Source organism: Ruegeria sp. K3, from assembly GCF_056531845.1.
Window position 1 is genome coordinate 63,645 of the sequence record NZ_JBQFMM010000012.1, and the last position, 25,687, is coordinate 89,331.

The window sequence follows — 25,687 nt, forward strand, 5'->3', positions numbered from 1 at the left end:
AATGACCAAGAAACGCCGTTCACAGCATTGGTACGGAAAACTCGATAAGGACGGGTTCATTCACCGGTCCTGGATGAAAAACCAGGGCTTTCCGGATCACGCTTTTGACGGGCGCCCCATCATCGGCATCTGCAACACATGGTCGGAACTGACGCCCTGCAATTCGGGCCTTCGTGATCTAGCCGAAGGCGTGAAACGGGGCGTGTGGGAGGCGGGCGGCTTTCCAGTGGAATTCCCCGTTATGTCGCTGGGCGAGACCCAGATGAAACCCACCGCCATGCTGTTTCGCAACCTGCTGGCGATGGATGTCGAGGAATCGATCCGCGCCTATGGTATCGACGGCGTTGTCCTGCTGGGTGGATGCGACAAGACCACCCCGGGGCAGCTGATGGGTGCAGCCTCGGTCGATTTGCCGTCCATCGTGGTTAGCTCTGGCCCGATGCTGAACGGCAAATACCGGGGTCAGGATATCGGCTCGGGCACTGATGTCTGGAAGTTTTCCGAAGCTGTTCGTGCCGGAGAAATGACACTTCAGGATTTCATGAACGCTGAATCAGGCATGTCGCGTAGCGCGGGTGTGTGCATGACTATGGGCACCGCTAGTACCATGGCCTCATTGGTTGAGGCGATGGGCATATCGCTGCCCACCAACGCCGCCCTGCCTGCCGTTGATGCCCGCCGCATGGCACTGGCGCATCTGACCGGCAAGCGCATTGTCGAGATGGTGGACGAGGACCTCAAACCATCAGATATCCTGACCAAGGAGGCGTTTGAGAATGCCATCCTCGCCAATGCAGCCGTCGGAGGATCGACAAACGCAGTGGTCCACCTGTTGGCACTTGCAGGTCGCGTGGGTGTCGACTTGACGTTGAAAGACTTTGAAATCGGATCGGAAATCCCCCTGCTGGTCAATTGCATGCCTTCTGGCAAATACCTGATGGAGGATTTCTGTTATGCAGGCGGTGTGCCAGTGGTTCTGAGCGAACTCAAACCTTTCCTGCGCCCGGCAAGAACAGTTCTGAACAAGGACATCTCGGCCCACTGTGAAGGGGCTGAGTGTTTCAACACAGACGTCATCCGCCCATTTGACGATCCGGTAAAACCCGCCGCAGGCCTGCGGGTTCTGCACGGCAATCTTGCGCCCAACGGGGCAATCGTGAAGCCTTCGGCGGCCACAGATGCACTGCTGGAAACCGAGGCCGAAGCATACGTTTTTGAGAGCATCGAAGATCTGAAAGCCAATATCGACCGCGACGACTTACCAGTAACACCTGAGACCATTCTGGTCCTCAAAGGTTGTGGGCCCAAGGGCTATCCAGGGATGCCCGAGGTTGGGAACATGCCGATCCCGGCCAAGCTGGTCAAAGACGGCGTACGCGACATGATCCGGATCTCGGACGCGCGTATGTCTGGTACTGCATTCGGGACAGTTATCCTGCATGTCAGCCCTGAGGCTCAGGCTGGTGGTACGTTGGCGTTGGTCAAAACCGGTGACCGTATTCGCGTGTCCGCCAGCAAGGGCGAGCTGCAGCTGCTGGTCGACGAAAAGGAACTGGACGCCCGCCGCGCCCTGTGGCAACCGGACGATCCGCATTACTCGCGCGGGTATGCGAAGCTTTATATCGACCACGTGTTGCAGGCTGATCGCGGCGCGGACCTTGATTTCCTTGTGGGCAAAGACACGCGCCTAGTGACGAGAGAGAGCCACTGATGAATCAACCTGCTACATTTCAAGACCTCAACGGAGCCTCTGTTTATATCACCGGCGGCGGTTCGGGCGTTGGTGCAGCGTTGACTGACGGGTTCATGGCCCAAGGGGCTAAAGTTGCCTTTATCGGTCGGTCAGATGCCGGTGAATTTGTCGAACAGATGCGTGACAAGCACGGCCGCGCCCCCTTGTTCCTACAGGGTGACATGACTGATACCGAGCTGTTGCACGCCACCATGGCCAAAGCAGCTGAAGCCCATGGCTCGATTAAAGTGCTGGTCAACAACGCCGCGAATGACAAGCGGCACTCACTTGAAGAAACTACAACCGAGTTCTGGGACTGGATGATCGAAGTCAACCTAAAGGCCTACTATTTTGCCTGTCAGGAAGCCGCGCGACAGATGAAGGACAAAGGCGGTTCGATCATCAATTTCAGTTCGATCAGTTACCTGATGGGGAACGCAGGTTATCCAATCTATACAAGTTCAAATGCGGCAATCACCGGCATGACACGCTCGTTGGCGCGTGAACTTGGGCCACATAAAATTCGCGTCAACGCGCTGGCACCGGGATGGGTTCTGACACAGAAACAGCTGGACATGTGGGCCACACCCGAAGATCTGGCTGCGCATATGGATCGCCAGAGCCTGAAAGAGCATCTGACGCCCGAAGACATGATCGCACCAACCCTGTTTCTGGCTTCAAGCGCAAGCCGTGCAATGACCGGGCAGTGCATGGTGGTTGACGGCGGCGTGGTAGGAACGGGGTGACGCTATGAATGTTGAGTGGATCGCTGTTGACTGGGGAACATCTCATCTGCGGGCATGGGCCATGCAAGGTGATAGCGTTTTGGCACAGGCCGCGTCGTCAGATGGTATGTCCCGCACAGCCGGCGGAGGATTTCAGGCAGCCCTGCTGGCTTTGATCGAAGATTGGCTGCCCGGGCTACCGGTAGATGTGATCGCCTGCGGAATGGTTGGGGCACGACAGGGTTGGGTCGAGGCCCCGTATTCTGCGGTTCCATCCGAGCCGATTCCGGTCGTACCCTTCCGCGTTCCAAACACCGATCCGCGTATTCGGGCCTTCGTCGTTCCTGGGCTGAGACAGAACAGCCCCCCCGATGTGATGCGCGGGGAAGAGACGCAGATCGCGGGGTTCCTCAGCACGCATCAGAATTGGGACGGTGTGATTTGCCTACCCGGCACGCATACAAAATGGGCCCAGATCAGTGCCGGAGAGGTGGTCAGTTTCCGAACCTTCATGACCGGCGAGTTGTTTGATCTGCTGCGCGGGCAATCCGTTCTGCAGCATTCAATTGACGAGGGCTGGAACGACGCGAGTTTTACCGAAGCGGTTGCCGACATGCTGTCGAAACCCGAGCAGCTGGCAGCGCGCCTATTCGGGCTACGGGCCGCTGATTTGCTGCACGGTCAAAGCAAGAGCGTTGCACGCGCCCGTCTTTCAGGGTTCCTGATTGGCGCCGAGCTTGCCGCATCGCGGCCCTATTGGCTGGGCCAACAATTGGCGATCATCGGCTCGGAAAGTCTGACCAAGGCCTACGCGACCGCCCTGCAGCAACAAGGTGCCATGGTCGAAACCGCAGACGCCACAATCGCAACACTTGCGGGTCTGTCGCAGGCCCGAACATTAACGAGGCAAACCGCATGAGCCGCCCCATCATCGCCATCTTGCGTGGGCTGACCCCTGACGAGGCAATACCCGTCGGTCACGCCCTGTTGGAAGCGGGCATAGACCGGATTGAGGTTCCGTTGAATTCTCCCGATCCGCTGGAAAGTATCCGAGTTCTCGCCTCGGAAATCGGGGACCGCGCGCTTATTGGGGCGGGTACTGTATTGACCCCCGATCAGGTTGACACGGTTGCCGATGTCGGGGGCAAACTGATCGTTTCGCCGAATTGCGATGTGTCCGTAATCCAACGCTCTGTCGCGCTTGGGCTGCAAAGCTGGCCGGGTGTGTTCACGCCGACCGAGGCCTTCGCAGCGCTCCAGGCTGGGGCTACAGGGTTAAAACTTTTCCCCGGTTCGCTTGCCGGTCTTGCAGGGTTGGCTGCGCTGCGCCCTGTTTTGCCGCCGGGTGCTCAGGTCTTTGCGGTAGGCGGTGCGGGCCCCGAGAACTTTGGAGCCTGGATCGAGGCCAGCGCCGACGGCTTCGGAATTGGATCTGCGCTCTATAAGCCCGGAATGTCAGTTGGAGAAATAGCAAACCGTGCCCGGCAAATCGTTGCTGCCTATGATGAGGCCGTTGGATGAGTCAGGTCTATGACGACCGCCCCTGCGAATTGGGCGAGGGGCCATTGTGGCACCCTGAACGGCAACAGCTTTTCTGGTTCGATATCATCGGCAAACGACTGATGACGCGAGAAAATGAACAAGCGCGTAGCTGGGCGTTCGATGAACATGTCTCAGCCGCAGGATGGGTAGACCGTGACACTTTGCTGATCGCGTCGGAAACCGGCCTGTGGCGATTTGGGCTTGAGAGTCGAGCCAAAGATTTGATCGCCCCGCTTGAGGTCGACAATCCGGTGACTCGATCCAATGATGGGCGCGCCGATCCTTGGGGCGGGTTCTGGATTGGCACCATGGGCAAACAGGCAGAAGTAGGCGCAGGTTCGATCTATCGCTATTGGAATGGCGAGCTACGGCCATTGGTCCGAGATATCACCATCTCAAATGCAATCTGCTTTGCGCCGGACCGATCCTGCGCCTATTACAGCGATACCGCCACCAAGCTGGTCATGCGTTGGGAACTGGACGCGCAGACAGGCTGGCCCATAGGCAAAGCGGCGGTCTTCCTTGACCTGCGCAGCGAAGATCTGAACCCTGACGGCGCTGTGGTTGATCGCTCCGGAAACATCTGGATCGCCCAATGGGGTGACAGCCGGGTCGCAGCCTATACGCCCAGCGGTCAGTTCCTGAAAGCTGTCGTCTTCGATGCCAAACACACTTCGTGCCCGAGTTTTGGTGGTGATGACCTGACTACACTGTTCTGCACCACCGCCCGCCAAGGGCTGGACGCGGACACCCTTGCAAGAACGCCGACGAATGGCATGACACTCACTGCGCCAAATGTGGCGCAAGGTCAAGCTGAACACAGAGTTATACTATGAAGCCGGAACTTGGCGTTTGCTATTACCCTGAACATTGGCCCGAAGAAAACTGGGCTCAGGACGCCGCGCGCATGGTCGAGACTGGCTTGAAATGGGTCAGGATCGGCGAATTCGCCTGGAGCCGAATGGAACCCACGGCTGGAGACCTGCAATTCGACTGGTTGGATCGCGCGATTGAAACCTTGGGTGCGGCAGGGCTGAAGATTGTGCTGGGCACCCCGACGGCAACACCTCCGCGATGGATGCTGGACAAGCATCCCGACATGCTGGCTGTGGATGCTGATGGCAATCTACGCAAGTTCGGCTCACGCAGACATTATTGCTTTAGTCACACCGGCTATATCGACGAATGCAAGCGGATCACGAAGATCATGGGTCAGCGCTATGGCCGCAACCCGTATATCGCCGCTTGGCAAATCGATAACGAATATGGCTGTCACGATACGACGCTCAACTATAGTGCTGCGGCGCTATATGCTTTTCACCGCTGGCTGGCGAACCGATACAACTCGATCGACGCGTTGAACGATGCCTGGGGGAATGTGTTCTGGTCGATGGAATATAACAGCTTCGATCAGATCGAGCTGCCGAACCAGACCGTGACCGAGCCCAACCCGGCACACGTCTTGGCGTTTCGCAGGTTCAGTTCGGATCAAGTGGTGGCGTTCAACAAGGCCCAGGTCGATGCGCTGCGGCCGCTAACGGATCAACCATTGCTGCACAATTACATGGGGCGTGTGCTGGAATTCGATCATTTCGATGTAGGCAGGGATTTGGACATCGCGACGTGGGACAGCTATCCGATTGGCTTCCTGTCGGATCGGTTGGAAGTGGACGAGCCGCACAAGACTGCATTTCTGCAGCAGGGTGATCCGGACATGCAGGCCTTTCACCACGACCTATACCGCGCCGTCGGTCGAGGCCGTTGGTGGGTCATGGAACAGCAACCCGGTCCAGTGAACTGGGCCCCCTACAACCCGGCACCCCTGCCCGGCATGGTGCGTCTCTGGTCGCTTGAGGCGGTGGCCCATGGGGCAGAAGTGGTCAGCTATTTCCGCTGGCGGCAAGCGCCATTTGGGCAGGAACAGATGCATGCCGGTCTACTTACCCCGCATGGCGACGAAGCACCCGGTTTGGCAGAGGCGCGTCAGACCGCCGATGATCTGGCCGCGATAGGCACGGTTCAGCCTATCCATGCGCAGGTTGCTATCGTCTTCGATTATGCATCTGACTGGGCCTGGACAACGCAGCCTCAGGGCGCGGGGTTCGATTATTTCCGGCTCGTATTCTCTGCCTACCGCGCGCTGCGGCGCGCTGGGTTGTCGGTGGATTTCGTGCCTCAGGACAAGGTCGGCAAGGAGCACTATAATCTGATCCTAGCACCGGGCCTGGCTGCCCTAGGCGATCTTGAACAAAGGCTAATACAAGGGTGTGATCTTGCTGTTCTGGGACCGCGCAGCGGGGCAATCACCGCAGATTTTCAGATCCCTGATTCGGGGCGCCCAGGTCTTGATGGCCTCAGCAGCCATGTCGATCTGATCGAAACTTTGCCACCCGGCGTAACCCGTATTGTCGAAGGGGGTGGTGCTGCGGAACATTGGGTTGAGCGCTTGTCAGGCTCCGCGCAAAAATTGCTTTCTTTCGCAGATGGCACTGCGGCGTTGCATGGCGGTGCCGGTCTTTGGTATTTGGCGGGGTTCCCCGATGAGGCCCTTTGGGATCGCGTCATAGCCATGGCGGCCCAGAAAACGGATCTGGCGCTCCATCCGATGCCCGAAGGGCTGCGACGGCGCGAGATGCAGTCGCACGAAGTGCTGATCAACTATAATGCGCATTCAGTGACATGGGACGGCCAGCAGGTCGAGGGATGTGATGTCCTGTTCAGGACGCGCGGTTCATATAAACGTTAATCTAGATACCGCTAACATAACCTGTTAGATGGCGAGACGCTGGTCATGGCTCCAACAGGTTGCGACAATGAAATATACCCGTTCTGACTTTCCCAATGGCTTTCTGTTTGGTGCGGCTTCCCCTGCAGAACCGGCAACTGGGCTAGACATGCACCGCTTTACAGTCCGTTGGCAGCACATCATGCCAGACGGTCGCATTCCTGATGCACGCGCATTGGATCAGTGCGAGCAGCGGATTGATCAGCTTTTGGCACACAGCATTCGGCCATGCATCGTGCTGGATCACAACGATATCCCCCCAGCGCTAGAGGATATCGGCGGGTGGCGCAATCGAGTAATGGCCGACTATTTTGCAGCGTTTTCTGAGGTAATCGTCGCTCGGATGGGTGATCGGATATTCAACATCTCTACCTTGAACCCGTCCGTCAGAATCGAACGCGACCCTCGCACTAATGCCCGCAGCCTGCACCATCAATTGCTTGCACAGGGCGCGGCGCGTCAGGAAATGCGGAGCTATGGGATGGCCAATCTGGGTGTAGAGGTCGATCCGCTCATCCTTGATACGATAACCAACGGGCAATACCCGCAGTCTTTGCTGGATCGATTGGCCCGCCACTTTCCCGAAAATTGGCGGGATGATTTTTCCATCATCGCCGAGCCGATTGATTGGTGCAGCGTAGTCGTGAAAGAGGGCGCTGACATAGACATACTCATGCGCACAACACATGAGCAATCGCTGCCTTCATTCGTGACCGTAGCCGCCGATGCGGGTCATGACTTGGTGCATTCGCTGGCGCGCGTGCATGACGCACTTGAATCCGACACCTTGGTACACGGCATTTTCGTTCAGTCCGGGACCGACGTCGAGGCGTTGCAGACAATCCAAACAAGTGACGCCCAGCCGGCCCCATGGGTTAGACCCAAGGGAGGGTTACACGCACATTGGAATCTGGTGGCCGATATCGGCGGCACCAATACAAGATTGGGCGTCGTAACCGAGGGGGCGCTGACCGATCTTCGCAAACACCCCACGGGCACTGTAAGCGACCTGCAAGACGCATTACACAGTTTATGCGACGAGGTCGGGACACAGCCGCGCGCTGTGGTCGCGGCCGGGGCGGGGCCGGTTCAGGACGGCACCATTCGCCTGACCAATGCCAATCTTGATCTTTCCGAAGACGCTCTGGCCCGAGCAACCGGCGCGCACCATACCTATGTCATCAATGATTTCACGGCTGCCGCATGGTCAGTCGCCGAGATTACCGAGAATGATGTTGAGGTATTGCAGGGCTCACCCGCTCCACCATTGGGGACACGGCTAGTTGTCGGGCCGGGAACCGGGCTGGGTGTGGGCGCCCTGCTCTACTCTGAAGGACATTTTCACACCGTTTCCGGCGAAGGCGGCCATGTTGGATTGTCCCCGCGCCATCTTGACGAGGTCGAGGTTTTCCGCGCAGCGCGCAAGATCATACCCGAGTGCTTTTTTGACGATACGCTCACCATCGAGGCCGAGATGTTCCTGAGCGGAACTGGCCTACCGGTTCTCTATCAGGCGATCGGAATGGCCGAAGGTCAGCCCAACGGCATGATACGTTCGGCAAAAGACATTCTGCAGGATGCTCAGGACGGCTCAGATGCCTGCGCTGTTAAGGCGGCGCGAATGTTCACCGAGCATCTGGGCGCCATCATGGGCGATCTTGCTGTCGCTCTTATCCCCGCCGGAGGCGTATTTCTGGTTGGCGGGGTGGCCGAAAAGAACCGCTGGCTGTTTGGTCAGGATTTTCTGCGGGCCTTCAACGCAGGAGGTCGGTTTGATGAACTGCGGCGATCAATGAACCTGTATGTGTCGGAGCAGAATGAGTTTGGCATTGTTGGCGCTAACAATTTCTGTAAGAATGCCTTGGCACGGTAATTTGGCCGTGCATTTTTTAGGCAGATCGAAGGGTAGCGGAATGATCCTGTGCTGTGGAGAAGCTCTGATCGATATGATTGCCGAACCAACGGTTTCTGGCAGCAAAGGGTTTGTCCCACATTCCGGCGGCGCGATCTTCAATACAGCAATTGCATTGGGTCGTTTGGGCATTCAAACGGGGCTTCTGTCAGGGCTATCTACGGACATGTTCGGAGAACAGTTGATCGCCGCCTTGCAGATCAGCCATGTCGCGACCTCGCATGTTATCCGCTCGGACCGTCCTACGACACTTGCATTCGTGCAATTGCGGGATGGGCACGCCACATACAGTTTTGTCGATGAGAATACGGCGGGCCGGATGCTGCGGCCCGAAGACATGCCGGATCAACTACCGGGCGTTTCCGCACTGTATTTCGGAGGGATCAGCATGGCTTGCGAACCCTGTGCCGATGCCTACGCGGCCACACTTGATCGTCATGGCGCGGATCGTGCCGTAATGCTGGACCCCAATATTCGACCCAGCTTTATCAAGGATCAGACGCGATACCGGACCCGCTTGAACCGTATGATCGCAAAGACCGACATCATTAAAGTTTCCGATGAAGACCTTGATTGGATTATACCGGGCCCCGAAAGCCATGCCGAGAAAATTCCACTGCTGCTTCGTGCAGGACCAGCGATCGCAATCGTGACCAAAGGGGGGGATGGCGCGACAGGCTATCTTTCTGATGGAACGGACGTTTCCGTGCCCGTCCAGAAGGTTAAGGTCGTGGATACTGTTGGTGCTGGCGATACGTTCAACGCAGGTGTGCTGGCCGCGTTGAGCCAAACCAGTCACCTCAACAAACCCGCCTTGCGCACTTTGCCCACAAGCAGTCTTCGCGACGCGCTTGAATACGGTGCAAAGGTCGCTGCCGTCACCGTATCCCGAGCGGGGGCAAACCCGCCTTGGGCACAGGAGCTCTGAAGGTATACAAACCGATGCCGTGTTCAAGCTAGAAAAGCAGCCAGTTCCAACGCCGCGTTTTTTCCTGCAGCTAAAGCAAAGGCCCCCGAGATTGCTCGGGGGCCGCTTTGTTACCACAGTATCGGGAACGACCGATCAGCTGCGGCCTTTCCATGGCACCAGCCAGTTCTCGGCCTTGCGCATCAGGATATCGATTCCATATCCGATCACCCCGATCAGGACGATCCCCATGATGACAATGTCGGTCAGCTGGAATTTGGATGCGGCAATGATCATCATACCGGCACCCTTTTGTGCGGCAACCAGTTCAGCCGCAACAACAGTTCCCCAACAGACACCCATGGCCACACGTGCACCGGTGAAAATCTCGGGCAGCGAGTTGGGCACGATCACATGGCGCATGATCTGCCATTTCGACGCCCCCAGAGAATACGCTGCGTGGATTTTCGAGATGTTCACACCGGACACACCAGCCCGCGCGGCGATGGTCATGATCCAAAGGGCCGCAAGGAACAGCAGAACGATCTTGCCGGTCTCCCAGATGCCGAACCAGATGATCACCAGTGGGATCAGCGCAAGTGGCGGCACCGGTCGCATGAACTCGACAATCGGATCGAACCAGCCTCGAAACCAACCGGATAGGCCCATTGCATAACCCAGCGGAATCCCCACAAGCGCACCTGCGATAAACCCAGCAATTACGCGCAACAGCGACCAGCCCAGATGCTCCCAAAGCGAGAAGTTCTGGTAGCCTTCATTCGCAATCTCAAAGAACCGGGCCACAACGGTTTCAGGGGCTGGAAGCCAGATGGGGTTCATCTGCAAGCCCTGTTTGGGGGTGAAACTGATCGCCCCTTTCCCGGTCAGCGTTACGGTACCATCGCCTGTATCAACCTTTTGGCCTTCACCTATAGGTGTGCCGTTGATCGCGACGATCTTTGCACCCTCATTGCGTTTGGCATCATCGTTCTTGTCGAACAGGATCGTCGATGAGCGGCCCGCAGCAGCTGCAACCGCATCGTCTTTGGCAAACCCGCTGCCGGGCTCGACTTCGAATTTCTCTGCTTCCTCACCAAAGGCTGGAACGCGAACAAAAATCGTGGCTTCATCCGTGCTGCCATCCGCGTTTTCGAGCGTATAGGTGAATTGCGTATCACCCACAAATGGGCCCGGCACATGGATCGGAAACAACTTCGAGCCGGTGAAAGCCGCCCAGATCACAAAGATCACGAGAACCGAGATTATCGATGCAGCCCTATCCGCTCGTACGGCACTTTCGTCGCCGAAAGTCACAGTTTTCAAGCTTGTGAAATCCTGACGCGATTGCAAACCGCGGCGTAACGCGTAGACGATAAAAAACGCGCCACCGAACAGGCCGATATAGAAGAGAAGTACAATCATGATGCCTGCTCCGTCCGACCCATAATTTCTTCTTCCATCTCCCAGATCATCGAGAGGATCTCATCGCGCTTTTCCGCAAAACCTTCGGATTTCTTCACATCACGCAGATCGGCATTCACACCGCGTTCAGCAAAAGGCAGATTGTATTCGCGGTGAATGCGCCCCGGTCTGGGGGCCATGACAATCAGACGCTCACCCAGCAACAAGGCCTCTTCGACCGAGTGGGTGATCAGGATGATCGTCTTGCCTGTTTCTTTCCAAAGCTTCAGGACAAGGCCCTGCATTTTCTCACGGGTCAGCGCATCCAAAGCACCCAGCGGTTCGTCCATCAGGATGACGTCCGGCTCGTTTGCCAGGCACCGCGCCAACGCTACACGCTGCTGCATCCCGCCCGATAGTTCATAAACCGCCTTGTCCTTGAAATCCTGAAGCCCGACGACCTCAAGCAGATGGTCGGAAATCTGGTCACGCTCGGCTTTGGGCATGCCTTTCATACGCGGGCCAAACTCGACATTTTCCCGCACGTTCATCCATTCGAACAACGCGCCCTTCTGAAACACCATCCCGCGTTCAGCATCAGGGCCTTTGACCAGATGGCCGTTCAGTTCAATCTTGCCAGATGTCGGCGCCAGAAATCCTGCAACGATGTTCAGCAACGTCGTTTTACCACAGCCCGACGGGCCAAGGACAGACATCAGCTCACCCTCTTTAAGGCTGAGTGAAACATCTTGTAGGGCCTGTACTGAGGAGCCGTTGGGTAAGTCAAAGCGCATGGACAATTCTACGATGTCCAGTTCAGGCATCCTGCCTCCTTCCTGCTTTCATAGCTGTCGACCGGCCCGAAACCGGGGCCGGTCGCATGAAATGTCCTGCGTGATTAGTTATTCGCAGCTGTCAGCGGGCCTGCATTAACGGCACCATCATACGAATCCAGAGCGGATTCGATGCTGCCTGCCGACACGAACACGTTTGCAACACCCTGCATGAAGTCTTGCGCGCCACCTCCCAGCCACTTCTCGGATAGCTGGTCTTCAACTGACGGGAAGGTGAAAGTCGCGATTGTGGCTTCAGCGTCTGCAGGATCCATACCAGCATCCTTGGCAATCACCGGCAGCATTTCATCTTTGCTGTCGCCTGCGTTCCACTTGGCGTTGGCATCTGCGGTAACCTTAAGGAACTTCGACAGAAGCTCGGGCTCTTCTTCGATGAAGCTTGCCGGAGCGCTAGTGACGTCGAACACCAGGATACCGATCTCTTCTTTTTCAGCACCGGTCAGCAGGATGTTGCCATGCTCAGTCATACGACGAAGCGCGCCACCCCAGCCGCAAACCATGTCGAGGTTGCCCTGGGCAAACGCCGCGGCGCCATCGGCCGGAGCCATGTCAACAATTTCCATTGAACCGATGTCGACACCAAAGTGAGACATTTGCGACAGGAAACCGTAATGCGCAGCTGTACCGATCGGAACACCGACCTTCTTGCCGTTCAGTTCACCCGCGTTGCCCTTGTCGATTTCAAGCGCTTCGGCAACAACGCAGTTGTCGTTGTCTGAATAGCTAACCGCCACATCGACGATCTGGATGTCCTGACCGGCCGAAGTGGTTACCACAAACGGTGGCACCCCTTGGCTGACCGCGATCTGTACATCACCCGAGGCCATCGCAGCTGACATGGCGGTACCGGTGTCGAAAGACACCCAGTTGATCTTGACGCCCAGTTCTTCTTCGTAGGTTCCGTTTGCTTTCGCATACTGGAACGGCATCGGCCATTCGAGGAAATAAGCAACCGTCAGTTCATCAAGCGCGGCGGCTTGTGAAGCGGTGACGGCCGCAATCCCGGCATATGCTGTTGTGAGCAGATATTTCTTGATCATTTTGACTATTTTCTCCCTGCTGGTTCCACTCGTCGGCTCTTGAAACGTCCGAACTCTGGAACAGTAGAAAAACCATAGTCCTTACGCGTTGAATTAGTAAATCAAAATACTGGTTGCGTAAAAAGCGAAACTTTGTTTCGCTTTTGACTGATAGTTCGCTGGTTTGGGAGCCCCCGATGACAAAGAAAGCACTCAGTCTCAGGTGGCTGGAAGTCTTCCAACTTATTTCCAAGTTGGGTTCAATCCAAAAGGTGTCCGCTGAAACCGGTTTGTCAATCAGTACGGTCTCCAATCATTTGCGCAGTCTTGAAAAGGCGCTGGATGTGGATTTGGTGGACCACAGCCGCAGACCCATGGGTCTGACACCCGCAGGCACGGTGTTCTCACGACATGTGCATGACGGCTTGATCGCCTTGAAACGGGGCGAGGCCGAGCTTCGCTCGGGCAGTTGGCAACATGCAACAGATTTGCGTCTAGGCCTGATTGACGATTTTGACAGCCGGGTCGCGCCAGAACTGTTCCGTCATCTCTCTGCAAGCCTGCCGCGGTGCAATTTTCGCCACTTTACCCGCCCCAGCCATGAGATTCTTGACAAACTGCAGTCTCAAAAGCTGGATGCAGGCGTTGCGACCCGACCTCCTGAGCACTTTGAAGGGTTAATCGAATTCCCGCTACTTCGAGATCCGTTTATCGTCATTCTTCCGCCCGCATATGACGGACCGGTCGAGGAACTGACCAAATCAGACAGTCCGCTTCCGCTTTTACGATATTCGCGTGATCACACCATCGGCAGACTCATCGAAATTCAGCTAACCCGTAGCAAGATCAACCTGCCCAACCGGTTCGAACTTGAATGTAATCAGTCAATTATCGGACTTGTCGCCGGGGGCAGTGGTTGGACGATCACGACTGCTGCCAGCTACTATCGCGCACGACGATTCCACAAAGATACACGCGCATTACCTTTCCCGGGCAAAAGCTTTGCGCGCACCGTGTCGTTGTTCACGACCAATATCTATCCGTCGACAACCACACGACTGATCCACAACACACTGCAAAACCTGATCCGTCGTCATGTGACCGAGCCTATGAATTCGCGGTTTCCTTGGTTGAATGACGACTTTCGAACCATACCCGCACCCCCCGAATGAGCAACCAGGTAATCTGAGCGCAATATCGAAGTTATTTTCCGGCTTTTTCGAAACCGGGTACAGTGCGCTTGACCGACGCGCCCCATCCGCTGTGATTAGGCCTGACCTTGCGGCTTGACTACAGGCGGCATTCTAAACCCAGAAACCTACCCAGCGGCCCATGTTGGCAAGACCTACCGGTCTTGAACCATGTGCCGGGCCCAGATCAGGACAGCTTGATGCATCTTTCCCGTTTTCCCCGTGTTTTTCTTGCCCATCTGCCAACTCCGCTTGAACGGATGGATCGTATGTCCGAGGCTCTGGGAATCGATCTTTGGATCAAGCGAGACGACTGCACCGGCATGTCGACGGGTGGCAACAAGACCCGTAAACTAGAGTTTCTGTTCGGCGAAGCGCTCGCACAAGGCGCAGACATGGTGATGACACAAGGGGCAACGCAATCGAACCATGCGCGTCAAACCGCTGCATTCGCTGCCCGGCTGGGTTTGAAATGTCATATCCTACTGGAAGACCGCACCAGCTATAACAACGCCAACTACAACAACAATGGTAATGTCCTGCTGGATCATCTGCATGGCGCAACCACCGAGAAGTTTCCCGGCGGCCACGACATGCCCGCCGAGATGGAGCGTTCGGCCGCGAAGAAGCGTGAAGAAGGTCACAACGCCTATGTCATTCCGGGCGGAGGTTCGAACCCGACCGGAGCGCTTGGCTATGTGAACTGCGCGCTAGAGCTTGTGAGCCAGGCCAATAACTCCGGTCTCAAAATCGATCGCGTGGTGCATGCGACGGGCTCCTCGGGCACGCAAGCCGGGCTGGTCACCGGGCTTTGCGCCATGAATACGGGCATTCCGGTTCTTGGCATTGGCACCCGCGCACCGCAGCCCAAGCAAGAGCAGATGGTCTATGATCTAGCCTGCAACACGGCTGAGAAATTGGGTTGCCCAGACGTGGTGCGGCGCGAGGATGTGATGGCCAATACCGACTATGTAGGCGACGGCTACGGCTTGCCGACCGAAAGCGGCATTGAGGCGATCCGCATGTTTGCCGAACTGGAAGGCATTCTGCTCGACCCGGTCTATTCCGCCAAAGGGGTCGCCGGTCTGATCGATCTGGCGCGCAAGGGCTCGTTCAAGGATGAGCGTGTGGTGTTCTTGCATACAGGAGGCTCGGTTGGCCTGTTCGGTTATGATTTCGCTTTCGATCACACCGACCGCTGGGTCAATCTGTAAATCACGGTGATAAGTTCCAGCAAGCAGGTCTTTGCATGAAACCCCGCGTCACCGGCATATTGGGCGGAATGGGCCCAGAGGCGACAATTCTGTTGCAGCAGCGCGTGTTATCCACGGTACAGGCGGCGGATGATGCCGATCACCTGCCACTATTGATTGACATGAACCCACAGGTGCCTTCCCGCATCGCGCACCTGATCGAGGGCAACGGGTCTGATCCCGGGCCGGTTCTGGCCGATATGGCGAGAGGATTGGAGCAATCAGGGGCAACCGCGCTTGCGATGCCGTGTAACACCGCACACCACTATGCGGCGCAGATAGAGGACGCCGTCTCGATCCCCTTTCTGAACATGGTAGACCTGACCGTGGATCAAGCGGCGCAACTCCTGCCTTTTGGCAGCCAGGTCGGAATTCTTGCCTCCCCAGCGCTGCGAAAGGTCGGAATTTTTGACGCCCCCCTGAACCGCGCCGGATTTACCGCAATCTGGCCCGAGGATGAAGATAGGATGCTCGGCACGATCCGCCACATCAAATCCGAAGGGCCAACCGGCGCTGCACTCAGCACACTTTCCGACGCTGCTAACGCCCTTTCGGGCCGGGGTGCCGCGCTTTTGTTTGTGGCCTGCTCCGAATTCTCTCTGCTCACCCGCGACTTGCCCAAAAGCGTTCCGATCATCGACACCGTCGATATTCTGGCGGGCGCTATCCACTCCCACTCTCTGACGCGTTGAGGTTTCCCATGGCCGTCTCTTATCTGAAAACCGCCCTGCCCCGCCCCAATGCAGAAAATTCGGATATCCGCGATATCGTCGCAATCATGCTCTCCAATATCGAGCGCGAGGGCGAAGAGGCCGTTCGGCGCTATGCCGGAACGCTCGATGGCTGGACGGGAGAGTTCGTGTTGACTGATGAAGCGCGCAAAGCCGCATGTGACCGCGTGCCTGAACAGGTCAAAGACGACATCCGCTTTGCCCATGCCAATATCCGTCGATTTGCCGAAGCGCAGATGACCACGGTGAGCGAATGCGAGATCGAGGTGATGCCCGGCCTGATCGCAGGTCAGAAACAGATCCCGATCGCTAGTGCGGGATGTTACGTTCCTGGTGGTCGGTATAGCCATATCGCAAGTGCGTTGATGACGATTACCACGGCAAAGGTGGCTGGGGTGTCCCACATCACGGCGGTCTCGCCACCGCGTCCCGGTGCGGGCATCCCTGATGCAATTGTTTATGCGATGGACCTTAGCGGTGCAGATCTGATCCTGAATCTGGGCGGAGTTCAGGGGATTGCTGCGATGGCCCATGGCTTTTTTGGTGCGCGGCCAGCTGATATTCTTGTCGGTCCGGGAAACTCCTATGTCGCCGAGGCGAAACGGATGCTGTTTGGTAAGGTTGGCATCGACATGTTTGCAGGTCCAACCGATACCTTAGTCATTGCCGATCACACAGCATCGATCGAGACTGTCGCCTGGGATCTGGTGAGCCAAGCCGAGCACGGCGTCGATAGCCCTGTCTGGCTGGTCAGCACCGATAAAGCTCTGGCCCAGGGTGTTATCGCGCGCGCCGATGCCCTGATCGAAAGTCTTCCCGAGCCGAACGCTAGTGCAGCGCGCACGGCATGGCGCGACCGGGCCGAGATCATTCTTTGCGACAGCCGCGACGAGGCTGCCAGGGTCGCCAATAACTACGCGCCCGAACATCTGCAGGTGATCGCCGAGGACCTGGATTGGTGGCTGGACCAACTGACCACCTATGGATCGCTGTTTCTGGGTGCCGAAACAACAGTGCCCTTCGGCGACAAGACGTCCGGGCCAAATCATGTTTTGCCAACAAGCGGAGCGGCCCGATATACCGGCGGTCTGTCAGTGCATAAATTCACCAAAACGGTGACTTGGCAGCGCTGCACAGCGCAAGCCTCGCACGAGCTTGCTGAACGCACTGCCAGGATCAGTCGGATGGAAGGCATGGAAGGCCACGCACGCGCGGCAGAGATGCGATTGTCTAAAGTGTGCTAAATCTGGCCCAAGGATCCTGTTGATTGGTCAGATTCACCGCATCACGAACGGATCGGGGATCGGATCGTCGCTAGTGCGCAACCAGACCGATTTGACCCGTGTGTAATCAAGCGCCGCCTGTAGGCCCCCTTCGCGCCCGTGGCCCGACAGTCCATGACCTCCGAATGGAGCAATCGGGCTGACAGCGCGATATGTGTTAACCCAGACAATGCCAGCCCGAATTCTGCGGATCATTCGATGTGCGCGGGTCAAGTCTTTGGTAAAGACACCCGACGCCAGCCCAAACGCGGTGTTGTTGGCTATTTGTATCGCCTCCGCTTCGGTCCCGAAACTGACGACCGAGAGGATCGGACCAAAGGCTTCGCGCGTCAGACAGGGCGCATCAGGCGCGTCCGTACAATCAATGATTGTCGGTGGAAAATAGTGCCCCTCACGGTCCAAAGGTTGCCCACCCGCTATCACGGTAGCCCCTGCCGAGACGGATTCAGCAACCAAATTTGCCGCTGTCACAAGCTGAGCCTGAGTGCACAGCGGGCCAACTTCGGTCTTTAGGTCATCGGGCGCCCCGATCACGATCTCACCCGCTTTTTCGGTGAGCCGGGCTAGAAACTCATCTTTGATCTTATCAGAGATTACCAATCGCGATCCCGCCACGCAGCTTTGCCCGGTAGCAGCAAAGATCCCCGAAACCTGCGCGTTCACAGCACTTTCGATATCGGCATCTTCGAATACGATGAACGGGGATTTTCCGCCCAGTTCCAACGAAGTCGAAGCGAGGTTTTCAGCCGAGTTGCGCACGATATGGCGCGCGGTTTCCGGGCCGCCTGTAAAGGCAACATGATCGACATCCGGGTGACTGGTCAGAACGGCGCCGCATTCCGGCCCGAAGCCGGTGATGACGTTCAGAACTCCGGGCGGGAAGCCTGCCTGATCGAAAATACGCGCGAATTCCAGCATCGGGGCCGGACCATCTTCGGATGCTTTCAGAACGACTGTGCAACCGGCGGCAAGCGCCGGGCCAATCTTGACCGCAGACAGGAACAGTTGCGAATTCCACGGCACTATGGCGGCCACCACACCAACTGGTTCGCGGTGCAGCCAAACCTCCATGTCGGGCTTGTCGATCGGCAGGTGCGCCCCTTCGATTTTGTCCGCCAATCCGGCATAGTAACGGTAGTAGTCCGCGACATAGGCGATCTGAGCAGAGGTTTCGCGAATGATCTTTCCGGTATCGCGCGTTTCAAGCTCGGCTAAGGTCTGAGCATTTTCGGCGACCAGATCGGCCAGCCGGTACAACAGTTTACCACGAGCCGTTGCTGTCATGGTCGCCCATTCGGGGGCATTCAGCGCTGAACACGCAGCCTCAACCGCGGCGTTCACATCATGTGTTCGGGCCTCAGGCATTTTCGCCCAAACGGTGCCCGTCGCGGGATCCAGGCTGTCGAACTGCGCGGTCCCATCCGAAAACGTGCCGCCGATATAGTGCTGAAACTGCCGCATTTTCTCTCCTTAGGCGAAGGCGGGCATGACGTCCGCGATGAACCGCTCTAGCGAGGCTTTCTTGCGCTCAAAGCTCATCCCACTGTCGATCCAGAAAGAATACTCATCATATCCAAGATCGCTATAGCCCTTGATGCGTTCGATTGCTTTGTCGGGCGTGGCGATCACGTTGTCCCGGATCATCGCCTCGGGCGAATAGAAGGGATGGTTAGCGATGTCGTCATCGCTCAGCGCCTGGATCAGTCCCTGCGACACTGGGCGTTCGTTTTTGAACCACGCGCCGAAATAGCAATAAAAGCGATTGATCTCTTCCGCCGCGCGACGGGCATCCGCCTCGTCCGAGGCGATGTAGGTGTGGTTCAACAGCATGATTTCGGGGCGCGGGACGTCATGGAATTTGGCACAAGCGGCATTGAACGTATCCATCAGCCGGGTAATCTCTTCGTCGCCCTGCCACAAAGGGGTGACCTGCACGTGACAACCGTTCGATACCGCAAACTCATGACTGTTGGGATCGCGCGCGGCAACCCAGATCGGTGGACCGTTTTGTTGCAGAGGCTTGGGTGAAGATGTGGTTGCCGGGAAAGAATGAAACTCTCCGTCCAGCGCATGATCGCCTTCCCAAAGACCCCGCACTGCCGGAACAAGCTCGCGCATACGCTGGCCTGCCTCCCAGGCGTCCAGCCCCGGCACCATCCGCTCGTATTCATAGCTGTAGGCGCCACGCGCAATGCCCAGATCCAAACGGCCATTCGTGATCATGTCCGTCATTGCGGCCTCTCCGGCCAGCCGGATCGGATGCCAGAACGGAGCGATAACGGTTCCGGTTCCCAGACGCACATTGTTGGTCTGGCGTGCCAGATCGACGATATTCAGGAACGGGTTCGGCGAGATGGTGAAATCCATCCCGTGATGTTCGCCGGTCCAGACCGCATGCATGCCGCCCGCATCAGCGATCTTGGCCAGTTCTATGAAGTTTTCATACAGCTCCTGCTGGTCCTGATCGGGAGAGGTGCGTTCCATATGAACGAAAAGCGAAAACCGCATGTCAGTGACCTCCTCGTGTAATCGGGCGAACCTCGCCGCTGTTCTTGTTTCCGTAGTAAATGCCAAAATCTCCCAGCCGGGATTCCTCGGACAATCGTTCCAGCATGGTTCGGGTCGCCGTGTCGGTTACAGTGCCAAAGGATACGACGTCCAGCGGGACGAAATTACCTTTCTTCGGCTCACCATCTGCGGCCTGACACAGAAACGCGATATGTTGACGCTTTTTCTCAGCATCCTCGTAAACCGAATAAACAAAGCCCGGCTCTGCGGTCAGCCCGGTGGCCTCAATCAATTGTTCCAATGCCGCTGAAACACCTTCTGACCCAACCACTGCCTCGGGCGGTGCAAGCGCGCCGTCACCGGCATCGATCAACAGAACCTCACCTGCGCGTTCGATCAAGGCTGAGACAATCAGGCCGGTGTCCTGCATCAAGGCACCAGCAGCTGTTGATGGTGTTACATAGGCCCCCCTGACATATCCGAGACCGGGTGCCGGAGTATTGTCGAAGGCTTTGACCTCGCCGATCAGGATCACATGATCCCCCGCTTCGACGGTTTTGTGCATAGAGCAGTCAAACCAAGCCGACGACCCATCGATCAACGGCGATCCCGCAGGTCCACGCCGCCACTCGACGCTGGCAAACCGGTCTTCGACGGGCCGGGCAAAGGTATTGGATACCTCGATCTGTGTCTCTGACAGGATATTGACGGCAAACCCGTCAGCGGCAATCAATGCGTCATAGTTCTTTGAACTGTTGGCGAGACAAACCAGCACAAGCGGCGGGTCTAGTGAGACGGATGTGAACGAGTTCGCGGTAAACCCGATCGGGTTACCTTGGGTATCATGCGACGTAACCACGGTGACGCCCGTCATGAACGCTCCAAATGCATTTCGCAGCGTGCGGGGATCGATCGAGGTCATTGCGCAATCCTTTCTTCGGCCGGCTGGCCGAGCCATTCAACCAGATGCGCTGTTACTTCATCGGGTGCTGTCAAGTTCACCATATGTCGGTGGCCTTGGATCACAACGGCCCGACCGTTTTGAACTGCTGCGGCCATAGCTTGTGACATAGCCGGGGTTGAGTTCGAGTCTCCGTCGCCGGTGAGCGCCAGAAACGGGCACGAAATCAGATTCATCTTGCTGGCGTAAGTGGCATCGCCCCGCGCAAAAGCGGAATAGGCGATGGCGTAGCCTCGTTGATCCACAGACCCAAGCCACGACGCCACCTGCGCACGGGCAGCCAGATCACCCGGACTGTCACCAAACCAGCGCGACAACGGCGTTTCCAGATCAACTCGACCCGCGCTGATGTCAGCGGCCCGTTGGATGACTGCGGCGCGGGCTGAGGCATCGCGACAGAAGACGCCGTTCAACATAGCAACACGGCTAGTGATATCGGGGTACTCTGCCGCAAAGCCGACGGCAATCAGTGCCCCCATTGAATGACCGATGATTGCGACCGGAGCCAGATTCAATGCGTCGACAACATCATGCATCCAGCCAACAAAATCCGGCAATTGGCTTCCAGATGGCAGACGGTCACTGCCTCCATGCCCCGGCAGATCAACCGCAACTATACGGCAATGCTGGCTCAGCGTGTCAAACTGAGGGCCCCAGGCCGCAGATTGCATGCCAACGCCATGGATCATAAAGACCGGTTGCCCTTCGCCCGCCTCTCTGAACGCGACTGATCGGCCCGAGTTAGACAGCTGCAGGGTTGTCAACGTCATGACCAAGTTCCTCGATGTCCTGATAGCGATCCCCGATCCGGTGGTGCGGCCGCCCTCCAATCGATGCACCCAGTGCAATCAGAATCTCATCTGCCGCAGGTGCATCTGCGACCGAAGTCTGGATCGTAAGGTAGTGAGAGCGACGACCGCCATCATGTTTGTCCATCAAGGGGATCAGCAGCGGCGCATTGGCAGGGCCGCGCGTATTGCAGAAGGAAAGGTAGGATTTCGCGCCGACTGCTTTGCGATAATGATTGCCAAAATGCAGCGTGTGGATCAGGGCCGACGCATGCTCGACCTCTCCGTTCAAGCCCACAATCGCGGATTTTCCATAGGCTTCGACCCGGTCGCCGCCACCTGAAGCATCCAAAATCATTTTGGTCAGCAACTCCCCCAGTCCAGGGGCGCACTCGCGGATTGCAGGGCCAAGATCCTCGACAAATCCCTGACCAGCCCACGGGTTCCGAATGACAGCCATTGCGGCAATTAGCTTCAGCGGAGTGTCCGCCAACTTACCACCCTCGATCAGAGTGTCTTCGACATGCAGAAGCGTTTTTCGAATTTCGGCGGACATGGTGATTCCTTTGGCAAGCCTTTGGTCGAGAATATGGTATACCATATTACAAAATGTCAATCATACTTGTTCCGGATCCGTACCACAGATATGAAAGCGTCGATGATGAACACCGAATCCACCCTGCAAAAGATCGAAAAAGCACCGCAAACCTTGCGGGATATCGTGCAAGCACGCCTGCGCGAAGCGATCATCGCCGGGCATTTTGCCCCCGGTGAACGGCTTGTTGAACGCCCGCTTTGCGATCAGCTTGGTGTCAGCCGCACCGTCATCCGCGAGACGATCCGGTTTCTGGAAGCCGAAGGTTTGGTTGAGATTATCCCCAACCGTGGGCCAATCGTCTCGACCCTCAGCTGGGACCAAGCGCGGCAAATCTATGACATCCGCTTACAGCTAGAAGGCTCAGCCGCCGCCGCCTGTGCGCAAGCGCATGAGACAGGTTTCGCAAACGATCTGGGCAAGGCATTGAAAGCAGTGGGCGCGGCGCAGAATGACACCGAATGGTCAAATCTGCTACAGGCCACAACTCGCTTCTATGAACTGATTTTTCTACAGGCTGGGCACAGCATCGCCTGGGATGTCGTGCAACGTCTGAACGGCCGGATCAGCCGCCTGCGGGCCTTGACCCTCGCAGCGCGGAATCGAGAGCGTTCTGGGATGAGCCACATGACTGCCATCCATGATGCCATCCTCAGTGGTGATCCTGCCAAAGCCCGAAAAGCAGTCGAAAGCCATATCGCGGATGCTGCACAGACCGCGCGCGGCTTTTTGGAAAGCTCTGAAACCTGAGTGCTCGGCAATTGAGCCAGAATTCCAAGATTCTGATATCAAAGCTCTCATTATCTGCGTAGATTTGCCGGGAATGCCCTGATCTCACGAAAGCACCGGAATGCCGCGTCAGTCTACTCCGAAAGACCTCAGCCTCAAATGGCTGGAACTGTTTCAGATATGCGCGCAGAAAGGGTCGCTGCAGGCGGCCTCAAAGGAAACAGGGCTGACGATAAGCACCGTTTCCCATCACCTGCGCAATCTCGAAGACCATCTGGGCGTTGAGCTGTTCAACCACACCCGTAGACCCATGGTTCTGACCCCAAAGGGCCGGGTCTTCCTGCGCAATATCGACGATGCGCTGCACCTGATCCGAAAGGCCAAGGCCGAAGCGTCTGCAGGAAGCATCACCGAGGCCAGCTATCTGCGTTTCGGCACGATCGAAGACTTCGACAGCGACATCATTCCAGAGCTGGCGGTCTATCTTTACGCGAATATGCCCGCCTGTGATTTCATGTACCACACGGATTCCAGCCACGCGATTATCGACATGCTGCGCGACAGGCAGTTGGATCTGGGGATTTCCACTACTCCTAGCGAACGAATGCGCGATCTGCAGGATCGCCCCCTTCTGCGCGATCCATTTGTGATCGTTTTGCCTGCGGTGAGTGACAAGTCTTTGCAAGACATTGTTGAGGGTCGAACCAAATTGCCGTTTCTACGATATTCCAGCAATCTGATCATCGCGCGCCAGATCGAGTCCCAATTACGCCGGATGGGGATTTCGTCCTCTCACAGGTTTGAATGCAGCAACAATCAGACGCTGATGTCGATGGTGTCCTCCGGTGCGGGTTGGACCATCACGACGCCGCTGCTGTATTCTCGGGCAAAGCGGTTCCAATCAAAGCTGTGCATGCACCCATTTCCGGGCAAGAGCTTTGCACGCACACTGGCGCTGGTCGCGACGCCGGATTGTTCAAGATCAGTGATTGAGCTTGTGGATGCCAAAACCCGATCATTGATCAATGACCGCATCATTTCCCCACTGCGCGATGATATCCCGTGGCTGACGGATAGTTTCAAACTTATCGAATAGCACTGGATCAGCTTTCAAAGAATGTTGAAGCGATCTCGGATTTGCCGATCCTGTTCGTCTGACAGGTATCTTGGCGTATGGGTCTGCAAAATTTCTTGAGCCCGATGTCGCGCGCGGCTCCAGGCATCTTGCGCTCCGTTTTCTGCCCAAGTCCGGGGCTCATCCCTGTCTGCGAGTGAGGGATAAAAGTAATCCCGTTCCATGGCCGCAAAAGTATGCTGACCACCCAGAAAATGGCCCTCGCCCAGAACTGCTTCGCAGATTGCGTCAAAGCCCAGATTCTCGTGTGTCACCTCTATCCCCCTCAAAGCGCGGTAGGTGTACGAGTGCATCTCATCATCCAACACGAACGCCTCAAAACTTGCACCCAGCAACGAGGCCGTCATGCCTGAGCTTTCATAGATCAGATTACCACCTGCCAGCGCCGCCGCCATTGAGGTCAGTCCCTTTTCCATCCCGTATTGAGCGTCGATCGCCTTGGCATCAGACATCGAACAGGCCACGCCTGAAGGCAGCCCAAGCCAATTTGATAATTGTGCTGATGCTGCATTCAGGACAGCCGTCTCTCCGCTGCCACCTGAGAACGCGCCGGTCCGAAGGTCAATCACCAGTGGCCAATTCGAAAAGACCATAGGAAACCCGGGCTGGATCGCGTGGACCATTACCAGACTCGCAAGGGTTTCTGCCAATGACTGCGCCAGAAAACCAGCCAAGGTCGCCGGTGCAGTCGCGCCGGCCTGAGCAGCGGTGATGCAAGAAATCGGAATATTGTGTTCGATGCAGGCGTAGACCACATCCACCGCGTCTTCACCGTAGCGCATCGGCGAGATCACCGGGCTTATATGTGCTTTCATGAACGGGCGTTTTGCGAATTCACCGGGTCCCCCGGCTGCGATATCCAATATCTCAACAATTGGCGCAACGTGCTGCGCCAATGTAAAAGACGTCGCGGTGGGCTTGGAGGTATTCTTCAACAGCGCGTAGACGGTGTTCACATCCAGATCGAAGGTTTCCTCCAGATCGGTTGCAACGCAACAGCGGGTGAACCAGCTGACATTTGGCAAGACATCCTGAAGACGCGTGAAATCATGCAAGTCCTGCAAGGTCGAAGGCCGATAGTGACCACTGCGCAGATCAAGCGTCTGAACCGCCGCCCCTCCGGTTCCGAAATAGACGCGATTACCGCCAACTTCGATGGATCGGGCTGGATCACGCCCGTGCAGAACGAAGGTCTTGGCGGCCTGATCAATCGCCTGTTCCACAAGTTGAGGCGAAAAAAGTATCCTCCCCTCCCCGCTATCTTGCGCCCCAACCGCCAACAAATCAGAACGCAAACGATCCGGCACCTCGCCGATCCCCAGCTTCTCAAGAAGATCCAGAGCTGTGTTGTAAATCCGCTCAAGCTCAACCCCAGTCAAGGGTTTGTAAGCGCCTCCCGGTTGACCTGGTGGACAGGGGTCGAGCGCAGGCTTTTCAGCCCGCTGTTCGATACGTCCTTTTCGACCGGACCTTTTCGCCTGCGGCGCAGCCATTTGTGATCCTCCAACCGCATCAGGTTGATCAATTCAACTAAACGTCTAAAGCCAATTTCAACCGCATTCGAATTACTACGAGTTAATGAGCTTTTATTTTCGATTTTTTACGTAACAATATCCAACCGCTTGTGAACCAACTGA

Annotated in this window: 23 protein-coding genes; 14 read left to right on the forward strand and 9 right to left on the reverse strand. The window is 56.7% G+C overall.

Features of this window, described 5'->3' with window-relative positions; all coding sequences use genetic code 11:
- Position 1 precedes the first annotated feature (1 nt).
- The 8 genes from ACR0MP_RS18825 (at position 2) to ACR0MP_RS18860 (ending at position 9,624) form a co-directional block, all read left to right on the forward strand.
- Positions 2–1,711, forward strand: coding sequence for an IlvD/Edd family dehydratase (locus ACR0MP_RS18825; protein ID WP_170407768.1), 1,710 nt, complete (start codon positions 2–4; stop codon positions 1,709–1,711).
- A complete protein-coding gene (locus ACR0MP_RS18830; protein ID WP_170407766.1) occupies positions 1,711–2,478 on the forward strand; it encodes an SDR family oxidoreductase in 768 nt (255 codons plus the stop codon). The genes ACR0MP_RS18825 and ACR0MP_RS18830 overlap by 1 nt, the downstream gene beginning before the upstream one ends.
- 4 nt (positions 2,479–2,482) lie before the next feature.
- Complete coding sequence (locus ACR0MP_RS18835; RefSeq protein ID WP_170407763.1) at positions 2,483–3,376, forward strand: 2-dehydro-3-deoxygalactonokinase; 894 nt, start codon at positions 2,483–2,485, stop codon at positions 3,374–3,376.
- The gene (locus tag ACR0MP_RS18840; RefSeq protein WP_170407760.1) at positions 3,373–3,978 is read left to right on the forward strand and encodes a 2-dehydro-3-deoxy-6-phosphogalactonate aldolase; all 606 of its coding nucleotides are present in this window, start codon (positions 3,373–3,375) and stop codon (positions 3,976–3,978) included. Before ACR0MP_RS18835 ends, ACR0MP_RS18840 begins: the two co-directional genes overlap by 4 nt.
- Complete coding sequence (locus ACR0MP_RS18845) at positions 3,975–4,835, forward strand: SMP-30/gluconolactonase/LRE family protein (RefSeq protein WP_170407757.1); 861 nt, start codon at positions 3,975–3,977, stop codon at positions 4,833–4,835. Before ACR0MP_RS18840 ends, ACR0MP_RS18845 begins: the two co-directional genes overlap by 4 nt.
- On the forward strand, positions 4,832–6,745 hold the full coding sequence (locus ACR0MP_RS18850) for a beta-galactosidase (protein WP_170407753.1): 1,914 nt from the start codon (positions 4,832–4,834) through the stop codon (positions 6,743–6,745). Before ACR0MP_RS18845 ends, ACR0MP_RS18850 begins: the two co-directional genes overlap by 4 nt.
- 67 nt (positions 6,746–6,812) lie before the next feature.
- Entirely contained in the window at positions 6,813–8,657 is a 1,845-nt protein-coding gene (locus ACR0MP_RS18855) for a family 1 glycosylhydrolase (RefSeq protein ID WP_480887557.1), read from the forward strand.
- 40 nt (positions 8,658–8,697) lie between these two features.
- The gene (locus ACR0MP_RS18860) at positions 8,698–9,624 is read left to right on the forward strand and encodes a carbohydrate kinase family protein (protein ID WP_480887559.1); all 927 of its coding nucleotides are present in this window, start codon (positions 8,698–8,700) and stop codon (positions 9,622–9,624) included.
- Between the two features lie 135 nt (positions 9,625–9,759).
- Here ACR0MP_RS18860 and ACR0MP_RS18865 read toward each other — a convergent pair whose 3' ends face one another.
- The 3 genes from ACR0MP_RS18865 to ACR0MP_RS18875 all read right to left on the reverse strand — a co-directional run bounded on the left by ACR0MP_RS18865 (position 9,760) and on the right by ACR0MP_RS18875 (position 12,898).
- The gene (locus ACR0MP_RS18865) at positions 9,760–11,025 is read right to left on the reverse strand and encodes an ABC transporter permease (RefSeq protein ID WP_170394412.1); all 1,266 of its coding nucleotides are present in this window, start codon (positions 11,023–11,025) and stop codon (positions 9,760–9,762) included.
- Complete coding sequence (locus ACR0MP_RS18870; RefSeq protein WP_170394409.1) at positions 11,022–11,828, reverse strand: taurine ABC transporter ATP-binding protein; 807 nt, start codon at positions 11,826–11,828, stop codon at positions 11,022–11,024. The genes ACR0MP_RS18865 and ACR0MP_RS18870 overlap by 4 nt, the downstream gene beginning before the upstream one ends.
- Positions 11,829–11,902: 74 nt before the next feature.
- Entirely contained in the window at positions 11,903–12,898 is a 996-nt protein-coding gene (locus tag ACR0MP_RS18875; RefSeq protein WP_170394406.1) for a taurine ABC transporter substrate-binding protein, read from the reverse strand.
- A gap of 176 nt (positions 12,899–13,074) precedes the next feature.
- Between ACR0MP_RS18875 and ACR0MP_RS18880 the strand changes: the two genes are divergently transcribed.
- The 4 genes from ACR0MP_RS18880 to hisD all read left to right on the forward strand — a co-directional run bounded on the left by ACR0MP_RS18880 (position 13,075) and on the right by hisD (position 17,295).
- The gene (locus ACR0MP_RS18880; protein ID WP_170394403.1) at positions 13,075–14,049 is read left to right on the forward strand and encodes a LysR family transcriptional regulator; all 975 of its coding nucleotides are present in this window, start codon (positions 13,075–13,077) and stop codon (positions 14,047–14,049) included.
- A gap of 218 nt (positions 14,050–14,267) precedes the next feature.
- Positions 14,268–15,281 (forward strand): D-cysteate sulfo-lyase, encoded by a 1,014-nt coding sequence (gene cuyA / locus ACR0MP_RS18885; protein WP_480887561.1) that lies wholly within the window; start codon positions 14,268–14,270, stop codon positions 15,279–15,281.
- A 35-nt stretch (positions 15,282–15,316) separates the two neighbouring features.
- Positions 15,317–16,012 (forward strand): cysteate racemase, encoded by a 696-nt coding sequence (cuyB, locus tag ACR0MP_RS18890; RefSeq protein ID WP_170407743.1) that lies wholly within the window; start codon positions 15,317–15,319, stop codon positions 16,010–16,012.
- Between the two features lie 8 nt (positions 16,013–16,020).
- Positions 16,021–17,295: a histidinol dehydrogenase gene (hisD, locus tag ACR0MP_RS18895; protein ID WP_170407741.1), complete on the forward strand. Its 1,275-nt coding sequence runs from the start codon at positions 16,021–16,023 to the stop codon at positions 17,293–17,295.
- Positions 17,296–17,328: 33 nt separating this feature from the next.
- On the opposite strand, the gene ACR0MP_RS18900 is transcribed toward hisD, so the two are convergent.
- The 5 genes from ACR0MP_RS18900 to ACR0MP_RS18920 are packed head-to-tail and all read right to left on the reverse strand — an operon-like array spanning position 17,329 to position 22,147.
- Complete coding sequence (locus ACR0MP_RS18900; RefSeq protein WP_170407738.1) at positions 17,329–18,795, reverse strand: aldehyde dehydrogenase; 1,467 nt, start codon at positions 18,793–18,795, stop codon at positions 17,329–17,331.
- A gap of 9 nt (positions 18,796–18,804) precedes the next feature.
- Positions 18,805–19,842 carry an LLM class flavin-dependent oxidoreductase gene (locus ACR0MP_RS18905; protein WP_170407735.1) on the reverse strand — a complete coding sequence of 346 codons (1,038 nt, stop codon included), beginning with the start codon at positions 19,840–19,842 and terminating at the stop codon, positions 18,805–18,807.
- Position 19,843: 1 nt separating this feature from the next.
- The gene (locus tag ACR0MP_RS18910) at positions 19,844–20,764 is read right to left on the reverse strand and encodes a flavin reductase (protein ID WP_170407733.1); all 921 of its coding nucleotides are present in this window, start codon (positions 20,762–20,764) and stop codon (positions 19,844–19,846) included.
- Positions 20,761–21,573, reverse strand: coding sequence for an alpha/beta fold hydrolase (locus ACR0MP_RS18915; RefSeq protein ID WP_170407730.1), 813 nt, complete (start codon positions 21,571–21,573; stop codon positions 20,761–20,763). The genes ACR0MP_RS18910 and ACR0MP_RS18915 overlap by 4 nt, the downstream gene beginning before the upstream one ends.
- Positions 21,545–22,147, reverse strand: a complete 603-nt coding sequence (locus tag ACR0MP_RS18920) for an amino acid synthesis family protein (protein WP_170407727.1) — start codon at positions 22,145–22,147, stop codon at positions 21,545–21,547. Before ACR0MP_RS18920 ends, ACR0MP_RS18915 begins: the two co-directional genes overlap by 29 nt.
- 102 nt (positions 22,148–22,249) lie before the next feature.
- On the opposite strand from ACR0MP_RS18920, the gene ACR0MP_RS18925 reads away from it, so the two are divergent.
- Positions 22,250–22,936: a GntR family transcriptional regulator gene (locus ACR0MP_RS18925; protein WP_170735920.1), complete on the forward strand. Its 687-nt coding sequence runs from the start codon at positions 22,250–22,252 to the stop codon at positions 22,934–22,936.
- Positions 22,937–23,036: 100 nt separating this feature from the next.
- On the forward strand, positions 23,037–24,011 hold the full coding sequence (locus ACR0MP_RS18930) for a LysR family transcriptional regulator (protein ID WP_170407721.1): 975 nt from the start codon (positions 23,037–23,039) through the stop codon (positions 24,009–24,011).
- Between the two features lie 14 nt (positions 24,012–24,025).
- Here the strand turns inward: ACR0MP_RS18930 and ACR0MP_RS18935 are convergent, their stop codons facing one another.
- Positions 24,026–25,543, reverse strand: a complete 1,518-nt coding sequence (locus ACR0MP_RS18935) for a trimethylamine methyltransferase family protein (RefSeq protein ID WP_170407718.1) — start codon at positions 25,541–25,543, stop codon at positions 24,026–24,028.
- Positions 25,544–25,687: the final 144 nt, after the last annotated feature.